Below are 19,710 nucleotides of genomic sequence, written 5' to 3'. Positions count from 1 at the left end.
CTTTAGGCCTCGAGCACGCTCTTCTTGCCCCAGAGGCCGCGCGCGCGGAACGTCACGACGGCAACGAGCAAGATGTACATCGACAACAGCGACCATTCGGACGCGTAGGCGCCGGCAAGGCCGACGCACAATCCGACCAAAAGACCCGCGACGACCGCGCCCCAAAAGCTGCCGACGCCGCCGAGCACGATCACCAGGAACGCAGGAATGACGGCATCGACGCCCATATGCGGGCGAATGCCCCAGATTGGCGCGACGATGATGCCCGCGATCGCGGCCAGCATCGTGCCGAACACAAACACCAGCAGCCGCAATCGTGACAGGTTGATGCCGAGTGCACGGACGATCTCGCTGTCATGAGCGCCGGCCTTGACCGTCGCGCCGAACGAGGTCTTTTCGATCAATAGCCAGACCAGGCCGATGATCCCGGCCGCGATGCCCGCCGCGTAGAAGCGATAGGTCGACCAGATCAGGTCGCCGAAGAGGAAGCCGCCATTGATGGCGGACGGCACCTGCAGCACGTAGTCGCGCGTGCCCCAGACCAGGCGGATCATCTCCTCGATCACCATCGCGGCGCCGAAGGTCAGGAGCAGCCCGTACAGCGGATCCTTGCCATAAGTGCGCCGCATGCAGAGCTCGATCAGCATGCCGACCAGACTCACGATCACAGGCGCGATGATCAAGGTGGCGGCATAGCGCCAGCCGAGCGGCAACGCGAGCCACGCTTTCGCAAGCTCCATCGGCAATGGCGGGCGCGGCCCCGTGAGCTGCATGGCGACATAAGCCCCGAGCGCGAACAGAGAGCCGTGCGCGAGGTTGATCTGCTCCATCAGCCCGACGATGAGCATGAAGCCGAGTGCGATCAGCGCGAACAACAAGCCGAGCGTCAGGCCGTTGAGGAGATGCGGAAGAAGGTCGAACAAGGTTTTTGGCTCTCGCAACTGGCGTGTGTCACCCGGAACGCCGATGGTCCGGGCGCGCGGCGCGCGAGATGCGCGCCGCTCGGTACGCGATGTGACGCACCGTCTCTAGGAGTCGACGGTCGGCACCTGCTCGTAGGGCGTGAGCTTGCACTTGCCGGGGGCCGCATCGTCGGCGGCGGATTTCGGCTCCGTCCAGCTGATGATCTCGAACAGATCGGTGTTGTCGGCCGGCTTGGCGTTGCGCCGGGCCAGATAGATCGTCTGCTGCATCTGGTGCGTCATCGGATCCATGTAGGCGTCGAAATGTTGCATGCGATCGGTCGCCGAGACCTTCAGGTTCTCGAGCTCCTTGATGATCTTGACGTTGTTGGTCGACCCTGCCCGCTCGATCGCACGGAGCAGTTCGCGCGTGGACATGTAGCCGTTGTAGGAGACGTTGCCCGGCACCGGGATCGGGCCGTCCTTGTTGGCGGCCTGCCACTTCTTGACGAATTCGGCGACGCCGGGCAGCGGCAGCTTGTGATACCAGGTGGTGCCGAACACGCCGAACAGGCTGTCGGGCGCGCCCCACACATCGGGCCAGTCCTGCTGGTTGTTGATCCAGGCCGGCTTGCCGTCGAGCTTGAGCTGCGCCACCTGCTCGCGCAATGCCTTGATATCGTCGCCGCCGACCGCGGTCGCCACCACATCGGGTTTTGCTTGTTGGATCTTAAGGAGATAGGCGGTGAAGTCGCGGGTGTTCTGCGGCACCAGCAGATTGTCGATGATCTTGCCGCCGGCGCTCTCGACCTGAGTCCTGGTCGCGGCGGACGTCGTGTGACCCCAGACATAATCGTTGGTGAGCAGCATCCAGTTCTTGCCGATGGAGTCCACCGCGTTCTTGACGGACGCCTTGGAAAAATTGGTGCCGTTGCCGTCCCAGACGAATTTCACGCGTGAGCAGTTCTCCCCGGCTTCGCTCGGCGCGGAGGAATTGGTGTTCATGTAGATCACACCGTATTTGCTGGCGACCTGCGTGATGGCGTTGGCGACGCCCGAATGCAGCGCGCCGATCAGGATGGTGCAGTCCTCGCGGGTGATGAAGCGTTCGGCGACGCGGCTGCCGGTGGCTGGCGTCGTCTCGGTGTCCGCGGTGATGAAAGTGACCTGGCGCCCGAGTACGCCACCTTTGGCGTTGATCTCGTCGATTGCCATCTTGATGCCGCGGAAATCATCCTGGCCGCTGTTGCCGTATTGACCGCTGGCATCGCAAGTCAGGCCGAGCTTGATCGGTTTCGCGCCTTGCGCCCACGCATGATTCTGCTGCCACGGCCCAAAGAAGCTACCGGTCCCGCCGATGACACTCGCCATCAAGCTGCCCTTCAGAACGCTTCGCCGTGAGATCTGACGCCCTCTCATCGTGTCCTCCCGTTTTCGAAGTCTTTTGCTTTTTTGTGAGATTAGAATATTCATTCCATCTGTTATGTAAAGTAGAATATTTGATCCAACCTGTGAAATGCCGTTAAAGAGGCGACCCATCCGGAGATCCGACTCGATGAACAAGACGGCTGGCGCCATGAGTTATGACGAGCTACGCGGCGCGATTGCGCAGCGGCACCGGGCACTGTCCGGCCGGCTGCAGCAGATCGCGGAGTTCGTGCTCGATCACCCGACCGATGTCGCACTCGGCACCGTGGCGGAGGTGGCGCAGCGCTCAGGGGTGCCGCCGTCGGCGATCGTTCGCTTCGCCCATGCGCTCGGGTTCGGCGGCTTCACCGAGATGCAGCAGGTGTTCCGCTCCCGTCTCGTTGCCGGCGTCGCGCCAAGCTACAAGTCGCGCCTCGCCCGCATGAAGAGCCAGGAGAAGTCAGTGCTCGGCCGCCAGCCGGCCGCGGTATTGTCGCGCTTCGTCTCGGAAGCCCAATCGGCGCTGGTCACGCTCAGCCAATCCGTTCATGCGCGCGAACTCGACGCCGCGACCGCGATCCTCGCCAAGGCACGTGACATCTATCTGCTCGGCCTCGGCGGCTCGTTTCCGGTTGCGATCCACCTCGCCTACGTGCTGCGCAAGCTCGGACGGCGCGTCGTCCTGCTCGACGGTCTTGGCGGCAGCATTCACGAGCAGTCGCACGCGGCGACATCAGACGACGCGCTGGTCGCGATCAGCTTCCGAAACTACTATCCGGATACGGCGCGGCTGTTTCCTGAACTCGTCGCGCGTGGCGTACCTACGATCTCCATCACCGACAGCCTGTTGAGCCCGATCGTCGAGGGTGCGAGCGTCGTGTTCGAGATCCAGGACATGCCTGAGCCCGCGCTGCGCACACTTGTCGCACCGATGTGCCTCGTGCAGGCGTTGGCGATCGGCCTCGATCTCGCAGCAGACTGATAGTCTCAACAGGAACAAGATCATGACATCGCATGACACCACCAAGATTCTGGCAGGCAAAGTTGCGCTGGTGACCGGCGCGGGGCGCGGGCTCGGCCGCGCGTTTGCAGAGAAGCTTGCCGCACTCGGCGCTGACGTCGCCATCCACGGCATGCGCGAGAACGGGCCGGCCGAGTATGGCGAGGGCACCACCCTCACCGCGGTCGCGGCTGAGATCGGCCGGGAATTCAGCGTTCGCAGCCAGCGCGTGCTCGGCGATCTCACCAAGGGCGAGGACATCGCGCGCGTCATCGCGGAGAGCGAGGCGGCACTCGGGCCGATCGACATTCTCGTGCATAATGCCGGCGGCGATATCGCGGCCGGCGGCGGCAAGCCCGATCCGAACGATGCAGTGAACATCAAGGAGGCCGATGTGCGCGCGGTGCTGGAGCGCAACCTGCTCAGCACCATCCTGACATGCCAGGCGGTCGCGCGCGGCATGATGGAGCGCCGACGCGGCCGCATCGTCACGCTTGGCTCGGTCGCGGCTTTCAAGGGGCGTACCCAGGGCTCGATCTATGCGGTGTCGAAGGCCGGCGTGACCCATTACACGCGATGCCTGGCCGACCAGCTCCGTCCCTACGACATCGCCGTCAACTGCATCGCGCCCGGAGATACCCGAACCGGCCGCTTCCTCGGGACACGCGCGGTGGACACCGACCGAATGGTCGAGACCGGCACGCTCGACCGCATCGCAACCGTCGACGAGGTCGCGCGCGTTGTCGAGTTCTTCGCCGGTCCCATGGGCGCCTTCGTCTCGGGCCAGGTACTGAGGATCGACGGCGGCGGACAGTGCTGGCCGGGCTGAAACGCACCCGCACAGCGGAACAAAAAAGGGCCGCTGCAAGCGGCCCTTTTGCGTGAACTCGAATTGACTGGGCCTAGTCCACCCGCGCCAGCACCGCGAGCTTGCGGATGCCCTTGTTACGGTAGGCGTCGAGGAACGCGTAATAATCCTTGAACGATACGCAGCCGTTGGAATCGCCATTCGGCCCGAGCATGAAGGTGTGCGCGAGCAGGCCGTCGCGGCCGTAGATCGCGCTCTCGCCGCCAATCGGGGTCAGGCGCAGCGCGGGCACGCCGTGAAACAGCGCCTCGCGCGGCTTCAGCGTGTAGATGTGCGGCGGCGTCACGCCGCGCATGCGGACGCGCGAGGAGCGGGGGTCGTCGAGGTTGGAGCCGAGGCCGGAATGCGCCTCGAGCTTGGCGCCGTCGGGCAAGTAAACCGTCTTGGCGGAGATGTCGTAGACCGCGGTATCGCGTTCATAGGGTGCCGAACCGCCGAGCATGGGGTTCTGCTCCCTCGGCGCGATGGACGCGGTCACGCTGGCGTCGGCCGAGGCATAGGCGAGCAGCCCGCCGGACGGCTCGCGCTTGCCCCAGAGTTTGTCCACCATCGACTGCCGCGGTCCGGTGATCGACATCACCGCAGCCTTGGCGCGATCGGCAATCGATTTTGGCTTCGCCTCAGGCGCCGGCACGATCTCGGCCGGATCTGCCGAGGCAAGCTGCACCGACGCGTCAGCGCCGCGCTTGGACTTCGCGGCGTCAGCGACCTTGGCCGGGCCCGGCTTCAGGACTTCCGCGACCCTTGCGATCACGCTCGGCTTCGGCGCGTCCTTGGCTTCGGCGACCCTGGTTGCGGGTGCGGCGCTCGCCGCATTCGATGTCACGCCTTGGGTCGCAGCCGCGGCAAAGCGATCGTTGAACATCTCGCGGGAGATCGGCGCTACCACCTGCAAGCGGTCGGGCAAGAGCGCAAAGGCTTCCTTGACGGCCTCACCGGCCTCGCGCAGCGCGACCCTGGGCGCGCGCTTGATCACGGGCTCGTCGTAGCCGCGGCTGCCGACGGTCGGATAGACACTGGCGGCAAAGATGTTGCTGTAGATGGTCCAGCCGGCGCCAAGCACGACGCAGCCGATCACGGCGGCGCCAAGCACGTTTTGGATGGTCATTTTCCGGGAAGGCTTCCGATAAGAAGTGCTCGAGAATCCTTTGGACCTTCGTGCCGCGATGCCTTGCGCAGCGATACTCGTACTCATTCGCCTTGCGTCCAGAACGGTGTCACTCAGTCCCCCTTCGAAGCGCCGCTGGTCACGATCCGGGAACAGCATCTCGCAGAGGGTCGGAGCGTCATTAAGGCCACTTTTAGTTAAATGCGGATTAAGTTCGGGCGGATGTGCGGCAACCCGTTCGGGTCGTCCCATTTTGAGAAAAAAGCCCGCAGAACTACGGACTTAAGGGCGTCTGTTAACTATAATTCTCGGCGGGATCGGTTCGGTCGGCGAACGTCTTTGGCCGCCTCTCTAAACGCACCAACCAAGTCGTTTTCGTGGTCTTCAATACCCGGACGTTAACGGGGAATCATTGCGCGAGGCTGGTGTGCAGTAGCCCGCTTCCATCTCTCGGGGCACGCCACTCAAACATCGCACGCGGCCCTCGCACGGCACGTCGCCCTGACCGAAAGTTGATCACGCCAGCCTGGAAAAGCTCGTGCCGAGAAAATAGCTGCGATCTCGGCACTTTTCAGCAGCCTCTGCGTGTGATACGGTACCGTATCAACATCGCCTTGAACTGTGCCTGGCACGCAAACGGAGGCTGGCATGAGAGGGATCGCACACGCGGGGTTTTTCGTTCTGCTGTGGTCGTCTTTGGCGATGGGATACGCGGCCGCGCAGCCTGCCAATGCGGGCTGCGCAGCATCGCCATCCGCTACCGGTACGCAGACCTGGCGCTGCGACAACGGCATCACGATCGTTGCCGAAAGCGGTGCCAGATTTGAACTTAAGGACGCCAACCGCGACGGACATATAGACTCCGTGGAGTTGAGCAGCAAAGCGCTGCTGGTCGAGGTGCGCAAAAAGCCCGGCGGCAATCCCTTCAAGGTGCTGACGCCGCAAGCGATCGCCGCGGTGCGCGGCACGAAATGGGCGGTCGACGTCGCAGAGGCCAAGACCTCGGTCTTCGTCGCCGACGGCCGTGTCGGCGTGAGCCGCAGGAGCCGTGGGCGCGGCGTCGTTTTAGGCCCCGGCCAAGGGGTCGATGTGGAAGCGACAGGCCCGTTGACCGTCAAGACATGGGGCCAGCCGCGCGTCGACGCGCTGATGGCAAGGCTCGGTCAATAAGACTCGGCCAATAAGACTTGGCCAATAAGACTAGGTCATAAGAACAGGCCGATGAGTTCGGGTCACCTGGGCTCGGCGAACAGCATTTGGACGATAGAAAAAATTGCAACACGACCACATGAGTAGCCGACGCGTTCAGATCCTGGTGGCACTCGTCCTCACCGGCCTGTGGGGCGCGAGCATCTATGCCGGCCACGCCAACGGTCATCTGCGCTTTCTCGATCGCCTCGAGGCGACGCTGACGGATTGGCGGACACAGGTCCGCGGCGTGCAGGTTCCGCCCGATCTCGTCACCATCGTCGCGATCGACGACACCGTCGTGAAGCGCGGCGGCAGCTATCCGCTGCCGCGCGCCGATCTCGCCCGCGTCGTCGACACCATCGTGCAGTTCAAGCCGAAGGTCGTCGCTATCGACCTGCTCCTGGTCGACCGCAGCGCTGCGATCGGCGACGCCACGCTGGCAAATACGCTGGCTACCGGTCCCATGGTGCTTGCCGCCGCGGCGATCTTCCCGTCCGCCAGTGAGACCGTGGAGACCAGCGGCCAAGGTCCCCTCGCCGCCCTGCCGCAGGCCGAGCGCTTCCTGCTGCCCTTGCGGGCGTTCGCCGATCATGCCGAGGTCGGCGTCGTCAACGTTGCGACCGGACAATCGGGCTCGCCGCTCTCGGTGCCGATGCTGTTCCGGACCAGCGACAAGGTCGAGCTGTCATTCCCGTTGCGAGTTGCGGCGCGGGCGCTCGACAAGTCGCTGACGATCGCACCGGACCATCTGATGCTCGGCGACCGCGCGGTGCCCACCGATAGCGACTTCGCGCTGCCGATTACCTATTACGGCCCGCGCCGGACCATCCGCACGGTCAGCGCGCAGAGCGTCTTCGACGGCACGCTCAAACGCTCCGCGATCGAGAACCGCATCGTCGTAATCGGCGCCTCGGTCGCCGGCGGCGGTGATTTCTACCCGACGCCATTCGATTCCCTGATGCCCGGCGTCGAAGTGGTCTCCACCGCGATCACCCACCTCGTCGCCGGCGACAGCATCGTCCGCGACCGCAAGGTCCACATCGCCGACGCGCTCATCGCGATCCTGTTGCCGATGCTGCTGGTCGGCCTGCTCGCCTGGCGGCGCAGCGCGCTCGGCATCGTCGCGGCGGCCGCGGTGATGATCGCCTGGGCCGGCTTCAATCTGTTCGCGTTCACCCACGGCGTCTGGCTGAACGCCGCGACCACGCTCGCCGCAGCGGTACCGCCGGTTGCGGTCTTTGCCGGCGTGCAATTGTGGGCGGGAGGCCGCCGCACGCAATATTTCGCGGCCAAGAGCCGGTCGCTCGCGCAATTCCAGGCGCCGGCCGTGCAGGAGTGGCTTGCGCGCGATCCGAATTTCCTGTCGAAACCCGTCCGGCAGGACGCAGCCGTCGTCTTCATCGATCTCTCCGGCTTCACGGCGCTGAGCGAGCGGATCGATCCGGGCGAACTCCAGGACATTCTGAAGGCGTTTCACGCGCTGATCGAGAAGACCGCGGTCGATTGCGGCGGCATGATCAGCGGCTTTCTCGGCGACGGCGCCATGATCCTGTTCGGTCTGCCCGGCGCAATGCCCGACGACGCCGCACGCGCGCTGAAATGCGCGATCGACCTGCACCGCGGCGTCGAACGCTGGATCGCGTCGTTGCCGCCTGCGATCAGGGATCAGCTCGGCTTCAAGATCGGCGCGCATTTCGGCCCGATCGTCGCCTCGCGCCTCGGCGAAAGCCACCAGCACATCACGGCGACGGGCGACACCGTCAACGTCGCGAGTCGGTTGATGGAAGTTGCCGTCCAGAACGGCGCGCAGCTCGCGCTCAGCGATACGCTGCTGGATGCGGCCGACTTCCAGGGCGCTCCAGACGGCGTTCTGTCGGGCCCTCTGCTCACGCAGGTCCGCGGCCGCTTCGGCGTCGTGACCGTCTGGTTCTGGCGCGATCAGGACAGGCCGAACCAGACCACGACCAAGGCCGCGATGATCGACTGAACCTTCGCCGTCGTTCCGACGAAGAGCTAGCGCGCTTCCGGCGGCGGCGAGCGGTCCAGCACGTCGCCCTTGGCGCCTTCGAGCAGATCGATGCCGTAGGTCTCGATCACGAGCGGGCCGCGCTTGCGCTGCAATTGCGCGACCTGCGTCACCTTCGCAAAGAGGTCGTGGACGGCGGGATGGCCGCCAGAGCGCAGCTCGTCGACATAGATCAGCTTGCCCGCAAGCAGTTTTGGATCGGGCTCGGGCATGTTGGCCCAGCGGATGCGCTGGTTCTGCTGCACCACGCAGCTGCCGCGCGGCAGATAGAAGGCGAGCCAGCCGGTCGTGCCGTAGTCCGGCGCAAGCACGCAGGTGGCACCATTGCGGGCGCGCACCGCTTCAATTTCGGCAGCGAGCTCGCGCCAGCCGACGCCGACGCTTCGCACCGTCGCATCGCGGCGATAGCCGGACAGCCAGCCGGTATTGGCCTGCACAATCAGCGCGACAAACATCACGATGCCGGCGGGTGCGGCCCAGCGCAGGCAAAAATCCACCAGGCGACGCTGGCGCGGCTTCCACTGCACGAGATTGGCGGCGGCGGCCGCGGCGACGACGAAAGGCGGATAGACCGGCGCGAACCAGTTGGCCTCGACGCGGGCATGCAGCGAATGCCAGACGAAATAGACGACGATGGTCCAGAACATCGTCTCGATCAGCACGCGCGAGGCCAGCGCGCCGGCCCGGCGCCAGGTCAGCGCGTGCAGCCCCATCGCGCCGAGGATGAACACCAGAGGGGTTGCGAACGCGATCTGGGTCGGAATCAGCTCGGCGATGAAGACCGGACGAAAATCCTCGATCCTGGCGCGCCCGAGCTGCTTTGCGAACGAGACCCATTGATGGTCCGCGTTCCAGAGGATCACCGGCGAGAACAGCGCGAGTGCCACGAAACCGCCGAGATACGGCCAGGGCGAGAGAAACCAGTGCCGCAGTTTCGGCACGGCCGCGAGCCAGATCAGGATCGCCAGCCCGAAGAACATCGCGGTGTATTTCGACAGTAGCGCTGCGCCGACGGCTGCGCCGACCGCGAGCCACCAGACGCCGCGGCCGCTCTCCAGCACCTTGGCGAGAAAGAACAGCGCGAAGCTGGAGGCAACTAGAAGCGGTGCATCGGGCGTGACGATCAGCGTGCCGACCGAGGCCAGCAGCGTCACGTTGAGCAGGATGGCGCTGGTCGCCGCCACCCGCGCGCCGCCGATCAGGATCGCGGCGGAGCGATAGACCGCGTAGCTCATCGGGAGCGCGAGCAGGATCGAGACCAGGCGCACGCCGAGTTCGGTATTACCCGCGATCATAGTGCCGGCGCGGATGACATAGGCAACCATCGGCGGGTGGTCGTAGTACCCCCCGGCGAGGTTCTGCGACCACATCCAGTAATAGGCTTCGTCGAAGGTGATCGGCGTGAAGGCGGCTGCGACGAGCCGCAAGCCGACCAGCGCAAGGATCACCAGCACCGTATTGCGGACGATCCGCGCGTCAGCCCCGCCCATCGAGAGTTACTTCTTGCGCCAGACGAACAATCCGGACATCGCGTAGTTCCACACCACGCCCATCAGCGCCCCGGCCGCCCCCGCAAGCCACCAGATCGGCTCCTGGTCGTAGACCGAGAAGGCGACACCGACATTGGCGAGCAGGCCGACGCTGCACACGATGTAGAACGCGATCAGGCCGCGCAACAGCGCAAAGCCCTTCAGCCGCTGGTCGCGATAGGTGAGGAAGTTGTTGAGGACGAAATTGCTGGTCATCGCGACGATGGCGCCGGAGGCCTGCGCTTCCGCGAACGGCTCCTTGAACAGCTCGAGCGATATAAACAGGGTCGTGAGATGCACCACGAGGCCGATCCCGCCGACCATCGCGAACAGCAGGAAGCGTAGCGAGACAGCATCGTTGGTGAACTTCGCCAGCACCAGGCCGAGAAAATCCAGCGCGACCATGGAATCGAGCTTGCTTTCGCCGTGCTTGCGCTCGCCGAACGTGTAGGGAATTTCGATGGCGCGCAAGCTGCCGTTGGCGCTCGCGACGAGGTCGAGCAGGATCTTGAAGCCGTGCACGGAAAGTTTCGGCGCGAGCTGCTCGAAACAGTCGCGGCGAACCATGAAGAAGCCGCTCATGGGATCGGCGATCTCGACCCGCAGCATCTTCCTTGCAACCTCGGTCGCCAGTGCACTGGCGCCGGCGCGCTGCTTGTTGAAGCCTTCGCTCTTGTAGCCCTCGATGTAGCGGCTGCCGACCACGAGTTCGGCCTGCCCACTCGCGAGCAGCGACAGCATCTTCGGCAGTTGCGTCTCGTCGTGCTGGAGGTCGGCGTCGATCACGGCCGCATAGGGCGCGCTGGAGGCCAGGATGCCCTCGATGCAGGCCCCCGACAGGCCCCGGCGGCCGATGCGGCGGACACAGCGCACGCGGCTGTCGCGCTGAGCCAGCGCGCGCACGACGTCCCAGGTCCCGTCAGGCGAATTATCATCGACGAACACGACTTCCCAGACAATGCCGGCCAAGGCTGCCTCCAGCCGCCGGTACAGCACCGTGACATTGTCGCGTTCGTTGAAGGTTGGGACGACGACCGACAATTCCGGCGCCGGTGAGGCCGCCTGTGGGATGTCGGAGCCCGGTCTGATCGCTTCATTCATGACGGCAGCGTATATCCGCCGCGTCCTGTGCTGCCAAGAACTTGCGCGAGCAAGCCGGGGGTTCTCTGGGGGAGCGGCCCAAAAGGGGCCCAAAAATGCCAACGACCCCGGAACGGCGGACCGCGCGTACATCCGGCGCAGCCTGTGCTATTCCAAGGTCGTTCCAGCGCCGGAGTTTTTCGCTCAACGTCGCCGTTAGAAGCTAAATGGGAACGGCAACGCCGCTTTACAAGGGGCGAAACAGGCCTTTTTCACGCCCTTACTGGTTCGGGACTTCCTTGATCACCGGCCCTCGCGGCACGGGCGCGGCAGGGGCCGCCGGCGCCGCAGCCCCGGCCGGCTCGGCCTTCGCAGGCTTGGGCGGTTTGCCGTACTGGCCGATCGGCCCGAAGACGACGGCCATCGCAAGTACGATCGCCGCGACGATCGCGCCCAAAATGCCCCCCACCGACTCAGACGACATGGAAACCCATCCCTGTTCCAGATGCGCCCAGTGATACCATGGATAAGCGCGCTGCCGGAAGGGCTTGCCGGACGCACCGGTTCAATGGGCTATTTCTGCGGCGGCTTGTGCTTGACGAAGGCCGTCACGATGTCCTTCTGGGCCGCCTCCACCGCCCTGTTCGCGGTCGCGAGATGGGCGCCGGCATCGATAGCCGGATATTGCGTGGTGAGATAATCGAGCAGTGCCACCCGGTAGTATTGTCGCTCCGACGGACAGGCTCCGGCGACGGAGCGGCCAAAATCCTGTTCCGACAGGCCCTGATTGCCGTCGCGCGAATATTCCCGCGCCAGGCAATGCCAATAATCGTCGCGGCCCTGCATGGCGAGCTTCTGCGCACCCTTGGCATCGTCATCGTCGGCCATGACTGAAGATATCATGGCAGCAGATGTCATCGTGACGAGCGCCGCTCCCACCATCAGCATCCGCATCTTGTTCTCCTTTTTTCGCAGATCCTGTCGCGAGCTTAGACGGGACGTCGCAACTGGCCAATCACAACTGGTTTGATTAGGATGGAGGCCCTCCTCCCGTCATCCGAGATCCTCCCGTGGCCAAAGTAAAAACCGCGTCCAAAAAATCCGGCAACATCTACATCGGCATCGGCGGCTGGACGTTCGAGCCTTGGCGCGGCGTGTTCTATCCGGAGAAGCTCACGCAAGCCAAGGAGCTGTCCTACGCCTCCTCGAAGCTGAGCTCGATCGAGATCAACGGCACCTATTACGGTTCGCAGAAACCGGAGAGCTTTCGCAAATGGGCGAGCGAGGTGCCTGATGGTTTCGTGTTCTCGGTCAAGGGGCCGCGCTTCGCCACCAACCGGCGCGTGCTGGCCGAGGCCGGGGATTCCATCAAGCGTTTCTATGATTCCGGCGTGCTGGAACTCGGCGATCATCTTGGGCCGGTGCTGTGGCAGTTCGCGCCGACCAAAAAATTCGACGGCGCCGATTTCGGCAAATTCCTCGAGCTGTTGCCGCGCCAGCTCGAGGGACGCGCGCTGCGCCATGTCGTCGAGGTCCGTCACGACAGTTTCTGCACGCCGGACTTCGTCACGCTGATCCGCGAATTCGAGACGCCCGTCGTGTTCGCCGAGCACGGCAAATATCCTGGTATCGCCGACGTCGCCGGCGATTTCGTCTATGCCCGGCTTCAAAAGGGCAATGACGAGATCAAGACGTGCTATCCACCCAAACAGCTCGATGCCTGGGCCAAGCGCTTTCAGGACTGGGCCGAGGGAAGTGAACCCGACGACCTGCCGAAGGTCGACAAGGCCAAGCCAAAGAAGGAGCCGCGCGACGTGTTCGCCTATGTCATCCACGAGGGCAAGGTCCGCGCGCCGGCCGGCGCCATGGAACTGATTGCACGGGTGAGCTGAGGTGTCCCGCTAAAGGTGTTTCATGGCAAAGGCGAAAAAGCTCTTCACCATCGGCTATGAGCAGACGCCGCCCAAGGCGGTGCTGGACGAGCTGGAGCAATCCGGCGTCAAGCTCGTCGTCGACGTGCGCGCGGTGACGTCATCCCGCCGACCGGGCTTTTCCAAGAAGCAGTTGTCCGCGGGCCTTGATGAACGCGGCATCGCCTATGTCCACCTCGCGGCGCTCGGAACGCCCAAGGAAGGCCGCCTCGCCGCCCGCAGCGGGCAATACGATGTGCTGGAGAAGATTTTCTCAAAGCACCTGAAGACGCCGGAGGCCCGCGAGCAGATGGACGAGCTCTCGGCACTGGTGAAGAAAGCCGGTCCCGTCTGTCTGCTCTGCTACGAGCGCGACCACACCCATTGCCACCGCCAGATGATTGCGGAGATCATCGAGGAGCGCGACGGCGTGGCGGTGAAGAATTTGGCGGGGCGGCAGGTGTAGCTGCCGCAGTAGCCGTCATCCTGACGGTGCCGTAGCGAAGCGGAGGCCTCGAAGGACGACGGCGTGCCGCAGAGGTTGCACCTCGGCCGTACATCCTTCGAGGCTCGCAAAGCTCGCACCTCAGGATGACGGATAGGCACCCTACCCCTCTCCCGCCAGCCTAAACGTCCCTTCCATCATCTGCACGCAACGCCCGCCGACATGAGCGGAGACGATCTTGCCGTCCTGCTTGCGCACGCGCGTCTGCAGGATGCTCGGGCGACCCATGTCAAAGCCCTGGCCGACCGTCAGCCTCAACTCGCCGTCGCGCCCGGCATCGAGCTCGGCGAACAGCGCAGCCGCGGCGACCGTTGCGCTGCCGGTGGCGGGGTCTTCGGCGAGGCCGCCGGCGCCGCGCATGAACATGCGCGCCTGCCGCTCGCACGGCGCCTCCGCCGCGGGCACATCACGCGTATAGAACCAAGCCGCGAACGCGCCGTCGCAGGGAAATACCTTGCCAAAGGCCGCCGCGTCAGACCTCGCCCGCTTGAGCGCATCGCGCGAGTGCACCTCAATCACCAGAAACGGCGTTCCAACGCTCACGACCTGCGGCGCGTGACGGTCGACCTTGATGTCGTCTGCACTGAGCGAGATGCAGCTCGCGGCATCAGCGACCGACAATTGCGACAGGCGCGCCAAAGGCTGCGGCGCGGTGAGCTCGGTGCTGATCACCCGCCCCTGCTCTCGCGAGATATCGACCGGCACCAGCCCCGCTTTCTCCTCGAACCGCAGGCGCGGCTTCGGCTCCTTCGCGATCGTCGCAAGCACGAAAGCGGTACCGACATTGGGATGGCCCGCGAAAGGAAGTTCCCGGACAGGCGTGAAGATGCGCACCTCGGCGTCATTCGCCTTGTCGCGCGGCGGCAGCACGAAGGTCGTCTCGGAATAGTTGAACTCGGTCGCGATCGCCTGCATTTGCGTGGTCGACAACCCGCCGGCATCGAGCACCACGGCGAGCTGGTTGCCGCCGAAGGCGCGGTCGGTGAACACGTCCACGGTGATGTAGCGGCGCTGCATCTTCGCTTCCTCACGCAAGTCGCGACCACAACCGGCCGCATCACCGCCAGTCTACAAGCCGACGACATCGCTCGTCATGCCCCAATATTCGGTGCAATCGGAGCAATCGCGATGACGTGCTTGAAGCCGAGAAGCGGCTTCTACAATGCAAGACCCAGGCTAGCAAAGATAGTTCATCACGCGCCTCACCGAAGCTCGCCCCACTTCAACGAAGCGCGACTCGCATTGAAGGCGCGTTAGCCCAATTGAAACACCGCCACCTTCTGCTCATAGCCGCGCACCTCGACCTCGCCGAGCGCGACGGCATCGCTGCCGTCCTCGCCCAGCGCCTCGCGGACGGCCGCGGAGATCAGGAGCTGCGAGCCGAACTCCTTGTTCAGCGCCTCCAGCCGGGAGGCGAAGTTCACGGTGTCTCCGATGACGGTGTATTCCTTGCGCCGGGGCGAGCCGATATTGCCGGCGACGACCTCGCCGAAATGGATGCCGATTCCGATTCTGAGCGGCCAGCTCGTCTGCGCGTTGATGCGCTCCATCGCGGTCAGCATCTCGCGGCCCGCGGCGACCGCGCGGTGCGCGGCGTCGGAGGTCTCGAGCGGGGCGCCGAACAGGGCAAGAAAGCCGTCGCCCAGAAACTTGTTCACGATGCCACCCTCGCGGTCGAGAATGTCGACCAGCACGGCGAAGGCACCGTCGAGCCTATCGACCACCTCCTGCGGGGTGCGCGACTGCGCGCCCGTGGTGAAGCCGCGGAAATCGACGAACATCACGGCAACGCGGCGGAGGTCGCCGGCGGCGCTCGTCCCCGCCGCCATCAGCCGCTCCACCACCTGAGGGGAAACGTGCTGGCCGAACAGGTTGGTCACCCGGTCGCGCGCGGTCGCCGCCGCAATGCTCGCGGCGAACTGGCGCCGGAGCTGCGCACCGACCGCGCCTGCAAGCACGCCACAGATCAGGATGATGGTGCTTCGCACCGCGTGGAAATAGATCTGCGGCTCGCCGCTCCCGCTGACGGGGTCGAAGATCAGCGCCACGGTGAGCAGCTCACCCGCAGCAACGAAGCCGGTGAAGGTGGACAGCCAGAAGTCGAGCCGCAGGGTCGAGAGAATGACGAAGATGAAATAGATCAGCGGCACGACGAAGCCGAGCGCCTGGCTCGCACCCATGCTGCGGATCTGCAGGATCAGGATAACGGTCGGCAGCGAGGTCTCAATCAGCGCACCGATATAGCGCCGGATCACCGGCAGATCGCGGTCGAGCTTGAGGTTTCGCCTGATCTGGCTATGGACCCAGACCTCGAACAGGATGAAGCCGGTCAGGAGACCATAAACCTCGGCAAGCCCCTCCGTGCCCCGCCAAACCCGCTGCACCACGGAGGAATCGACGAGATAGATCGCGGTGAGGAACACGACGATGACGCAGCCCGTCGTTATCAGCGCCCTCACCCGGACGAGCTCGGTGCGCAGCACTTCGCGCGTCAGCTCGCGTTCGAAATCCTCGGACGTCACGGCATGCTGCCGGGCCTTCCTGCTCGCAAAACTGACCATTCCGCCCCCTTGATTCCAGGGGCATCTTGCCTCAATCCAGCGTGCGGCGGAAGCGCGTCACCGCGATGGTCATGGCGAGCAGCATCAAAACCGCCAGCGCCAACGCGTCGAAGCGCAAGTTTTGCATGCTCGCGCCCTTCAGCATGATGGCGCGGACGATGCGCAAATAATGCGTCAGCGGCAGGCACTCGCCGACATATTGCGCCCAGGCCGGCATCCCGGCGAACGGGAACATGAAGCCGGACAGCAAGATGCTCGGCAGGAAGAACATCATCGACATCTGCATCGCCTGGAGCTGGTTCTGCACCAGGGTCGAGATCGTGTACCCGACCGCCAGGTTGGTCGTGATGAACAGCGTCGAGAGCAGCGCCAGCAGGAACAGATTGCCGAGCACCGGCACGCCGAACAGGCCGACCCCGATGCCGATAATGAGAAACGCCTGCACGAACCCAACCAGCACGTAAGGGATGATCTTTCCGAACATCACCTCGACCGGCCTGATCGGCATCGACAACAGGCTCTCCATCGTGCCGCGTTCGACCTCGCGCGTGACCGAGAGCGCGGTGAAGATCAGCATGGTCATGGTGAGGATAGTGCCGACGAGGCCCGGCACGATGTTGAGGCTCGACGCGGCGGCGGGGTTGTAGCGGGCGTGGGCGCGGATCTCGAACGGCATCTCCGGGGGATTTCCGATGTAGAGATCGTGTTTGAGCGCGGTCTGCACGACCATGCCGAGCGAGCCAATCGCCGCGCTCGCTGCGACCGGATCGGTCGCGTCGGCCGCAACCAGCAGCGCAGGTCTGTCGCCGCGCCGTACCGCCCGCTCGAAGCCGCGCGGGATCTCGACGCCGAACAGCACCTTGCCGGACTTCAGCAAATTGTCGAAATCGTCGACGTCGTGCACCTCGTAGATGAAGCGGAAATAGGCCGTATTCTCCAGCGCCTTCAGGATCGAGCGGGCGAGATCGGAATCCTCCTGGAGCAGCACCGCGCTCGGCAGATTGTGCGGCGTGGTGTTGATGGCATAGCCGAACAAGAGCAACTGCATCACCGGCAGCATCACGATCATCGCAAACGACACGCGGTCGCGCCTGAGCTGGATGAACTCCTTGATCAGCATCGCATAGGAGCGCCTCCAGAAACCGAAGCGCTCCCGGATCGCGTGCCGTGGTTCGGGACCGTCGACGGCGCTCATTGGAAATTGTCCTTGGAACGGCCCATCAATTCGATGAACACGTCTTCCAGTGACGGCGATGATTGATGCCAGTGCAGCCCGCTTTTCTCGCGCCACGGCGCGATGCTGGCTTCGAGCGCGGCGACGTCGCGGCCGGAGACGTGCAGCGACGTACCAAACGGCGCCACCATGTCGATTCCCGGCTTGCCGGTGAGCGCAGCCGTGAGCTCGTTCAGGTCCTCGCCCGTCACGGTGTAGGTCGTCAGCGCGGATTTCGCGATCACCTCCTCCACGGTGCCATGCACGAGCAGATGGCCATAGGCGATATAGGCGATCTCGTGACAGCGCTCGGCCTCGTCCATGTAGTGTGTCGAGACCAACACGGTGAGACCGTCGGCCGCCAGTGCATGAATCTCGTTCCAGAAATCGCGCCGCGCTTTGGGATCGACGCCGGCGGTCGGCTCGTCGAGCAGCAGCAGCTTCGGACTGGGCAATGTGCAGGCACCCAGCGCCAGCCGCTGCTTCCAGCCGCCGGAGAGCTCGCCCGCGAGCTGCTCCTCGCGACCCGACAGCCCCAGCCGCTTGATCATGTCGCGCGCGGCGCCGCGTGCATCGCGAAGGCCGTACAGGCGCGCGACGAATTCGAGGTTTTCGCGGACAGAGAGATCCTGATAGAGGCTGAATCGCTGGGTCATGTAGCCGACCTGGCGCTTGATCTTTTCCGCATCGCGCCTGATGTCGTAGCCGAGGCAGGTGCCCTCGCCGCTGTCGGGCGTGAGCAGGCCGCACAGGATGCGGATGGTCGTCGTCTTGCCCGAGCCGTTCGGGCCGAGGAAGCCGTAGATCGAACCGCGCTTCACCTGCATCGACAAATCGTGCACGACCTCGCGGCCACCGAACGACTTGGTCAGGCCCTTGACGTCGATCGCGATGCCATTGCCGCCGCTCATCGCTTGTCCGCCACCGGGGTTTTTGGATTGAAATGGACGTCGATAGGTTGTCCGACGCGCAGCGCATCGGGGCGCGACGGCCGCGCCTGGATCAGATAGACGAGCTTGTTGCGCTCCTCGAGACTGTAAATGACCGGCGGGGTGTATTCGGCCGAAGTCGCGATGAAATAGATCTTTGCTGTGAGATCGGCGGCGCAATTGTCGCACGCGACCCGCACGGTATCGCCGATCGCAAGCTTCGGCAGCTCGGTCTCCGGCACGAAGAAGCGCAGCTTCATGTTGCCGGGCGGCATGATCGAGAGCACCGGCCGCTGCGCCGCCACCATCTCGCCCTCGCGAAAATAGATCTGCTGGATGGTACCGGCAACGGGCGCAAAGCCCTTGCGACGCGCCATCCGCGTCTCCGAGGTCGCCACCCGCGCCTCGGCGACGCGCAAGGCGGAGACGGCCGAGTCGAGATTGGCCTGCGTGCCCGAGCCGGTCTTGCTCAGCGAAGCCGCGCGGTCATAGGTCTGCTGCGCGTTGGCAAGCGTCGCCTTGTTCTGGTTGAGATCGGCAAGCTGGAGATCATCGTCGACGGAATAGAGGTGATCGCCGACCTTGACCTCGTCGCCCTCGCGGATGTTCAGCTTCGTCACGCGGCCCGCTTCGTCCGGGCTGACGAAGATCATGTCGGCCTCGACCCAGCCCTGGAAGCCGGGATCACGTTTCTCCTTGCACCCGGCGAGCCCGGTCGCGAAAACCGCGATCAATGCGAATACAGAAATTACCTGCGACGACCTCATGTCGTGCTCCGTTCGCCAAAAATCAAATCGAGATGAACGCGCAGCATGTCCTGCGCGTCGAGCGGCGCGTGCCGCGCAAACAGGCTCTGCCAGATCACCGCGATCATCGCGGGTGCGACCAGGATCTGCGGGTAATGCGCCAGGTTCTTCTGGCGGATCTCGCCGCGGGCGATGGCGAGTTCGATCAGCGCGCGCATGGCGGCGATGCCGCGTGAGACGACCTCGCGGTAGTAGAAATCGGCCACGGAGGGAAAGCGCGGTCCCTCGGCCACGATCAGGCGCACGAGATCGCCGCGCCTGGTGCCGATGACCTCCTTCAGGAAGTTGCTGGCAAACGTCTCGACGAGATCGCGCACCGAGCCCGCCGGCGGCGGCAATGCCGTCAACCGCGTCACAACAGGCACGATCACGGTCCGCACCAGCTCCTCGAACATCGATTCCTTGTCCCTGAAGTGCAGGTAGATGGTGCCCTTGGCGACACCCGCGCGCTTCGCGATGTCGTCGAGCCGCGTCGCGGCAAAGCCGCGCGCGATGAATTCCTCCATCGCGGCATCCACGATCGCCGCACGCCGTTCCGCCGCACGCGTGGCGCGGCTCGACGCGGGGGCCGGGTCGTTGCCAGCGCGTGCAGAGGCCTTCGTGTTGGCGCGAGTAGCGGGCGTGGTGGCTTTGGCGGGCTTCTTGATCATCCGCATAAGATGACTGACCAGTCAG

At 64.5% G+C, this 19,710-nt stretch carries 19 protein-coding genes; 6 read left to right on the top strand and 13 right to left on the bottom strand.

The window, feature by feature from the left end:
• Window positions 1–2: 2 nt before the first annotated feature.
• Window positions 3–923: a branched-chain amino acid ABC transporter permease gene (locus tag GWG67_RS15475; protein ID WP_275170142.1), complete on the bottom strand. Its 921-nt coding sequence runs from the start codon at window positions 921–923 to the stop codon at window positions 3–5.
• Between the two features lie 105 nt (window positions 924–1,028).
• Window positions 1,029–2,321 (bottom strand): ABC transporter substrate-binding protein, encoded by a 1,293-nt coding sequence (locus GWG67_RS15470; protein ID WP_275170141.1) that lies wholly within the window; start codon window positions 2,319–2,321, stop codon window positions 1,029–1,031.
• Between the two features lie 136 nt (window positions 2,322–2,457).
• On the opposite strand from GWG67_RS15470, the gene GWG67_RS15465 reads away from it, so the two are divergent.
• Together GWG67_RS15465 and GWG67_RS15460 are read left to right on the top strand one after the other, a co-directional pair.
• A complete protein-coding gene (locus tag GWG67_RS15465; RefSeq protein ID WP_275170140.1) occupies window positions 2,458–3,291 on the top strand; it encodes a MurR/RpiR family transcriptional regulator in 834 nt (277 codons plus the stop codon).
• A 22-nt stretch (window positions 3,292–3,313) separates the two neighbouring features.
• A complete protein-coding gene (locus tag GWG67_RS15460) occupies window positions 3,314–4,138 on the top strand; it encodes an SDR family NAD(P)-dependent oxidoreductase (protein ID WP_275170139.1) in 825 nt (274 codons plus the stop codon).
• A gap of 73 nt (window positions 4,139–4,211) precedes the next feature.
• Here GWG67_RS15460 and GWG67_RS15455 read toward each other — a convergent pair whose 3' ends face one another.
• Window positions 4,212–5,285 carry a DUF2778 domain-containing protein gene (locus tag GWG67_RS15455; protein WP_275170138.1) on the bottom strand — a complete coding sequence of 358 codons (1,074 nt, stop codon included), beginning with the start codon at window positions 5,283–5,285 and terminating at the stop codon, window positions 4,212–4,214.
• Between the two features lie 648 nt (window positions 5,286–5,933).
• Here GWG67_RS15455 and GWG67_RS15450 point away from each other — a divergent pair.
• Together GWG67_RS15450 and GWG67_RS15445 are read left to right on the top strand one after the other, a co-directional pair.
• The gene (locus GWG67_RS15450; RefSeq protein WP_275170137.1) at window positions 5,934–6,455 is read left to right on the top strand and encodes a FecR domain-containing protein; all 522 of its coding nucleotides are present in this window, start codon (window positions 5,934–5,936) and stop codon (window positions 6,453–6,455) included.
• A gap of 118 nt (window positions 6,456–6,573) precedes the next feature.
• Window positions 6,574–8,463, top strand: a complete 1,890-nt coding sequence (locus GWG67_RS15445) for a CHASE2 domain-containing protein (protein WP_275170136.1) — start codon at window positions 6,574–6,576, stop codon at window positions 8,461–8,463.
• A gap of 26 nt (window positions 8,464–8,489) precedes the next feature.
• On the opposite strand, the gene GWG67_RS15440 is transcribed toward GWG67_RS15445, so the two are convergent.
• From GWG67_RS15440 to GWG67_RS15425, 4 genes are all read right to left on the bottom strand, one after another.
• On the bottom strand, window positions 8,490–9,992 hold the full coding sequence (locus GWG67_RS15440) for a glycosyltransferase family 39 protein (protein WP_275170135.1): 1,503 nt from the start codon (window positions 9,990–9,992) through the stop codon (window positions 8,490–8,492).
• Window positions 9,993–9,998: 6 nt separating this feature from the next.
• Window positions 9,999–11,132 carry a glycosyltransferase family 2 protein gene (locus tag GWG67_RS15435; protein WP_275170134.1) on the bottom strand — a complete coding sequence of 378 codons (1,134 nt, stop codon included), beginning with the start codon at window positions 11,130–11,132 and terminating at the stop codon, window positions 9,999–10,001.
• 259 nt (window positions 11,133–11,391) lie between these two features.
• Complete coding sequence (locus GWG67_RS15430; protein WP_085351075.1) at window positions 11,392–11,595, bottom strand: hypothetical protein; 204 nt, start codon at window positions 11,593–11,595, stop codon at window positions 11,392–11,394.
• A gap of 89 nt (window positions 11,596–11,684) precedes the next feature.
• Window positions 11,685–12,065: a hypothetical protein gene (locus GWG67_RS15425; RefSeq protein ID WP_275170133.1), complete on the bottom strand. Its 381-nt coding sequence runs from the start codon at window positions 12,063–12,065 to the stop codon at window positions 11,685–11,687.
• A gap of 116 nt (window positions 12,066–12,181) precedes the next feature.
• Here GWG67_RS15425 and GWG67_RS15420 point away from each other — a divergent pair, with 116 nt between their 5' ends.
• Both GWG67_RS15420 and GWG67_RS15415 read left to right on the top strand, forming a co-directional pair.
• Window positions 12,182–13,003, top strand: coding sequence for a DUF72 domain-containing protein (locus GWG67_RS15420; protein ID WP_275170132.1), 822 nt, complete (start codon window positions 12,182–12,184; stop codon window positions 13,001–13,003).
• A gap of 22 nt (window positions 13,004–13,025) precedes the next feature.
• Window positions 13,026–13,487: a DUF488 family protein gene (locus GWG67_RS15415; protein WP_275170131.1), complete on the top strand. Its 462-nt coding sequence runs from the start codon at window positions 13,026–13,028 to the stop codon at window positions 13,485–13,487.
• Between the two features lie 141 nt (window positions 13,488–13,628).
• On the opposite strand, the gene GWG67_RS15410 is transcribed toward GWG67_RS15415, so the two are convergent.
• From GWG67_RS15410 to GWG67_RS15385, 6 genes are all read right to left on the bottom strand, one after another.
• Window positions 13,629–14,543 (bottom strand): PhzF family phenazine biosynthesis protein, encoded by a 915-nt coding sequence (locus GWG67_RS15410; RefSeq protein WP_275170130.1) that lies wholly within the window; start codon window positions 14,541–14,543, stop codon window positions 13,629–13,631.
• Window positions 14,544–14,779: 236 nt separating this feature from the next.
• Complete coding sequence (locus GWG67_RS15405; RefSeq protein ID WP_275170129.1) at window positions 14,780–16,087, bottom strand: adenylate/guanylate cyclase domain-containing protein; 1,308 nt, start codon at window positions 16,085–16,087, stop codon at window positions 14,780–14,782.
• A 31-nt stretch (window positions 16,088–16,118) separates the two neighbouring features.
• Entirely contained in the window at window positions 16,119–17,282 is a 1,164-nt protein-coding gene (locus tag GWG67_RS15400; protein ID WP_275170128.1) for an ABC transporter permease, read from the bottom strand.
• A complete protein-coding gene (locus GWG67_RS15395) occupies window positions 17,279–18,211 on the bottom strand; it encodes an ABC transporter ATP-binding protein (RefSeq protein WP_106944523.1) in 933 nt (310 codons plus the stop codon). The genes GWG67_RS15400 and GWG67_RS15395 overlap by 4 nt, the downstream gene beginning before the upstream one ends.
• Window positions 18,208–18,996 (bottom strand): HlyD family secretion protein, encoded by a 789-nt coding sequence (locus GWG67_RS15390; RefSeq protein WP_275170127.1) that lies wholly within the window; start codon window positions 18,994–18,996, stop codon window positions 18,208–18,210. Before GWG67_RS15390 ends, GWG67_RS15395 begins: the two co-directional genes overlap by 4 nt.
• Entirely contained in the window at window positions 18,993–19,685 is a 693-nt protein-coding gene (locus tag GWG67_RS15385; RefSeq protein ID WP_275170207.1) for a TetR/AcrR family transcriptional regulator, read from the bottom strand. Before GWG67_RS15385 ends, GWG67_RS15390 begins: the two co-directional genes overlap by 4 nt.
• Window positions 19,686–19,710 lie beyond the last annotated feature (25 nt).

Source organism: Bradyrhizobium sp. CSS354 (assembly GCF_029051725.1).
GTDB lineage: Bacteria > Pseudomonadota > Alphaproteobacteria > Rhizobiales > Xanthobacteraceae > Bradyrhizobium.
Note: the sequence above shows the minus strand (reverse complement) of the source record. Positions and strands in the feature narration are given on the sequence as shown.

What these genes read in the sequence shown, in the direction of transcription:
- GWG67_RS15465 (WP_275170140.1), top strand. Translation starts at nt 2,458, where the DNA reads ATGAACAAGACGGCTGGCGCCATGAGTTATGACGAGCTACGCGGCGCG.
- GWG67_RS15430 (WP_085351075.1), bottom strand. Translation starts at nt 11,595, where the DNA reads ATGTCGTCTGAGTCGGTGGGGGGCATTTTGGGCGCGATCGTCGCGGCG.
- GWG67_RS15410 (WP_275170130.1), bottom strand. Translation starts at nt 14,543, where the DNA reads ATGCAGCGCCGCTACATCACCGTGGACGTGTTCACCGACCGCGCCTTC.
- GWG67_RS15435 (WP_275170134.1), bottom strand. Translation starts at nt 11,132, where the DNA reads ATGAATGAAGCGATCAGACCGGGCTCCGACATCCCACAGGCGGCCTCA.
- GWG67_RS15470 (WP_275170141.1), bottom strand. Translation starts at nt 2,321, where the DNA reads ATGAGAGGGCGTCAGATCTCACGGCGAAGCGTTCTGAAGGGCAGCTTG.
- GWG67_RS15445 (WP_275170136.1), top strand. Translation starts at nt 6,574, where the DNA reads ATGAGTAGCCGACGCGTTCAGATCCTGGTGGCACTCGTCCTCACCGGC.
- GWG67_RS15425 (WP_275170133.1), bottom strand. Translation starts at nt 12,065, where the DNA reads ATGCGGATGCTGATGGTGGGAGCGGCGCTCGTCACGATGACATCTGCT.
- GWG67_RS15415 (WP_275170131.1), top strand. Translation starts at nt 13,026, where the DNA reads ATGGCAAAGGCGAAAAAGCTCTTCACCATCGGCTATGAGCAGACGCCG.
- GWG67_RS15385 (WP_275170207.1), bottom strand. Translation starts at nt 19,685, where the DNA reads ATGATCAAGAAGCCCGCCAAAGCCACCACGCCCGCTACTCGCGCCAAC.
- GWG67_RS15440 (WP_275170135.1), bottom strand. Translation starts at nt 9,992, where the DNA reads ATGGGCGGGGCTGACGCGCGGATCGTCCGCAATACGGTGCTGGTGATC.
- GWG67_RS15400 (WP_275170128.1), bottom strand. Translation starts at nt 17,282, where the DNA reads ATGAGCGCCGTCGACGGTCCCGAACCACGGCACGCGATCCGGGAGCGC.
- GWG67_RS15395 (WP_106944523.1), bottom strand. Translation starts at nt 18,211, where the DNA reads ATGAGCGGCGGCAATGGCATCGCGATCGACGTCAAGGGCCTGACCAAG.
- GWG67_RS15455 (WP_275170138.1), bottom strand. Translation starts at nt 5,285, where the DNA reads ATGACCATCCAAAACGTGCTTGGCGCCGCCGTGATCGGCTGCGTCGTG.
- GWG67_RS15405 (WP_275170129.1), bottom strand. Translation starts at nt 16,087, where the DNA reads ATGGTCAGTTTTGCGAGCAGGAAGGCCCGGCAGCATGCCGTGACGTCC.
- GWG67_RS15450 (WP_275170137.1), top strand. Translation starts at nt 5,934, where the DNA reads ATGAGAGGGATCGCACACGCGGGGTTTTTCGTTCTGCTGTGGTCGTCT.
- GWG67_RS15460 (WP_275170139.1), top strand. Translation starts at nt 3,314, where the DNA reads ATGACATCGCATGACACCACCAAGATTCTGGCAGGCAAAGTTGCGCTG.
- GWG67_RS15390 (WP_275170127.1), bottom strand. Translation starts at nt 18,996, where the DNA reads ATGAGGTCGTCGCAGGTAATTTCTGTATTCGCATTGATCGCGGTTTTC.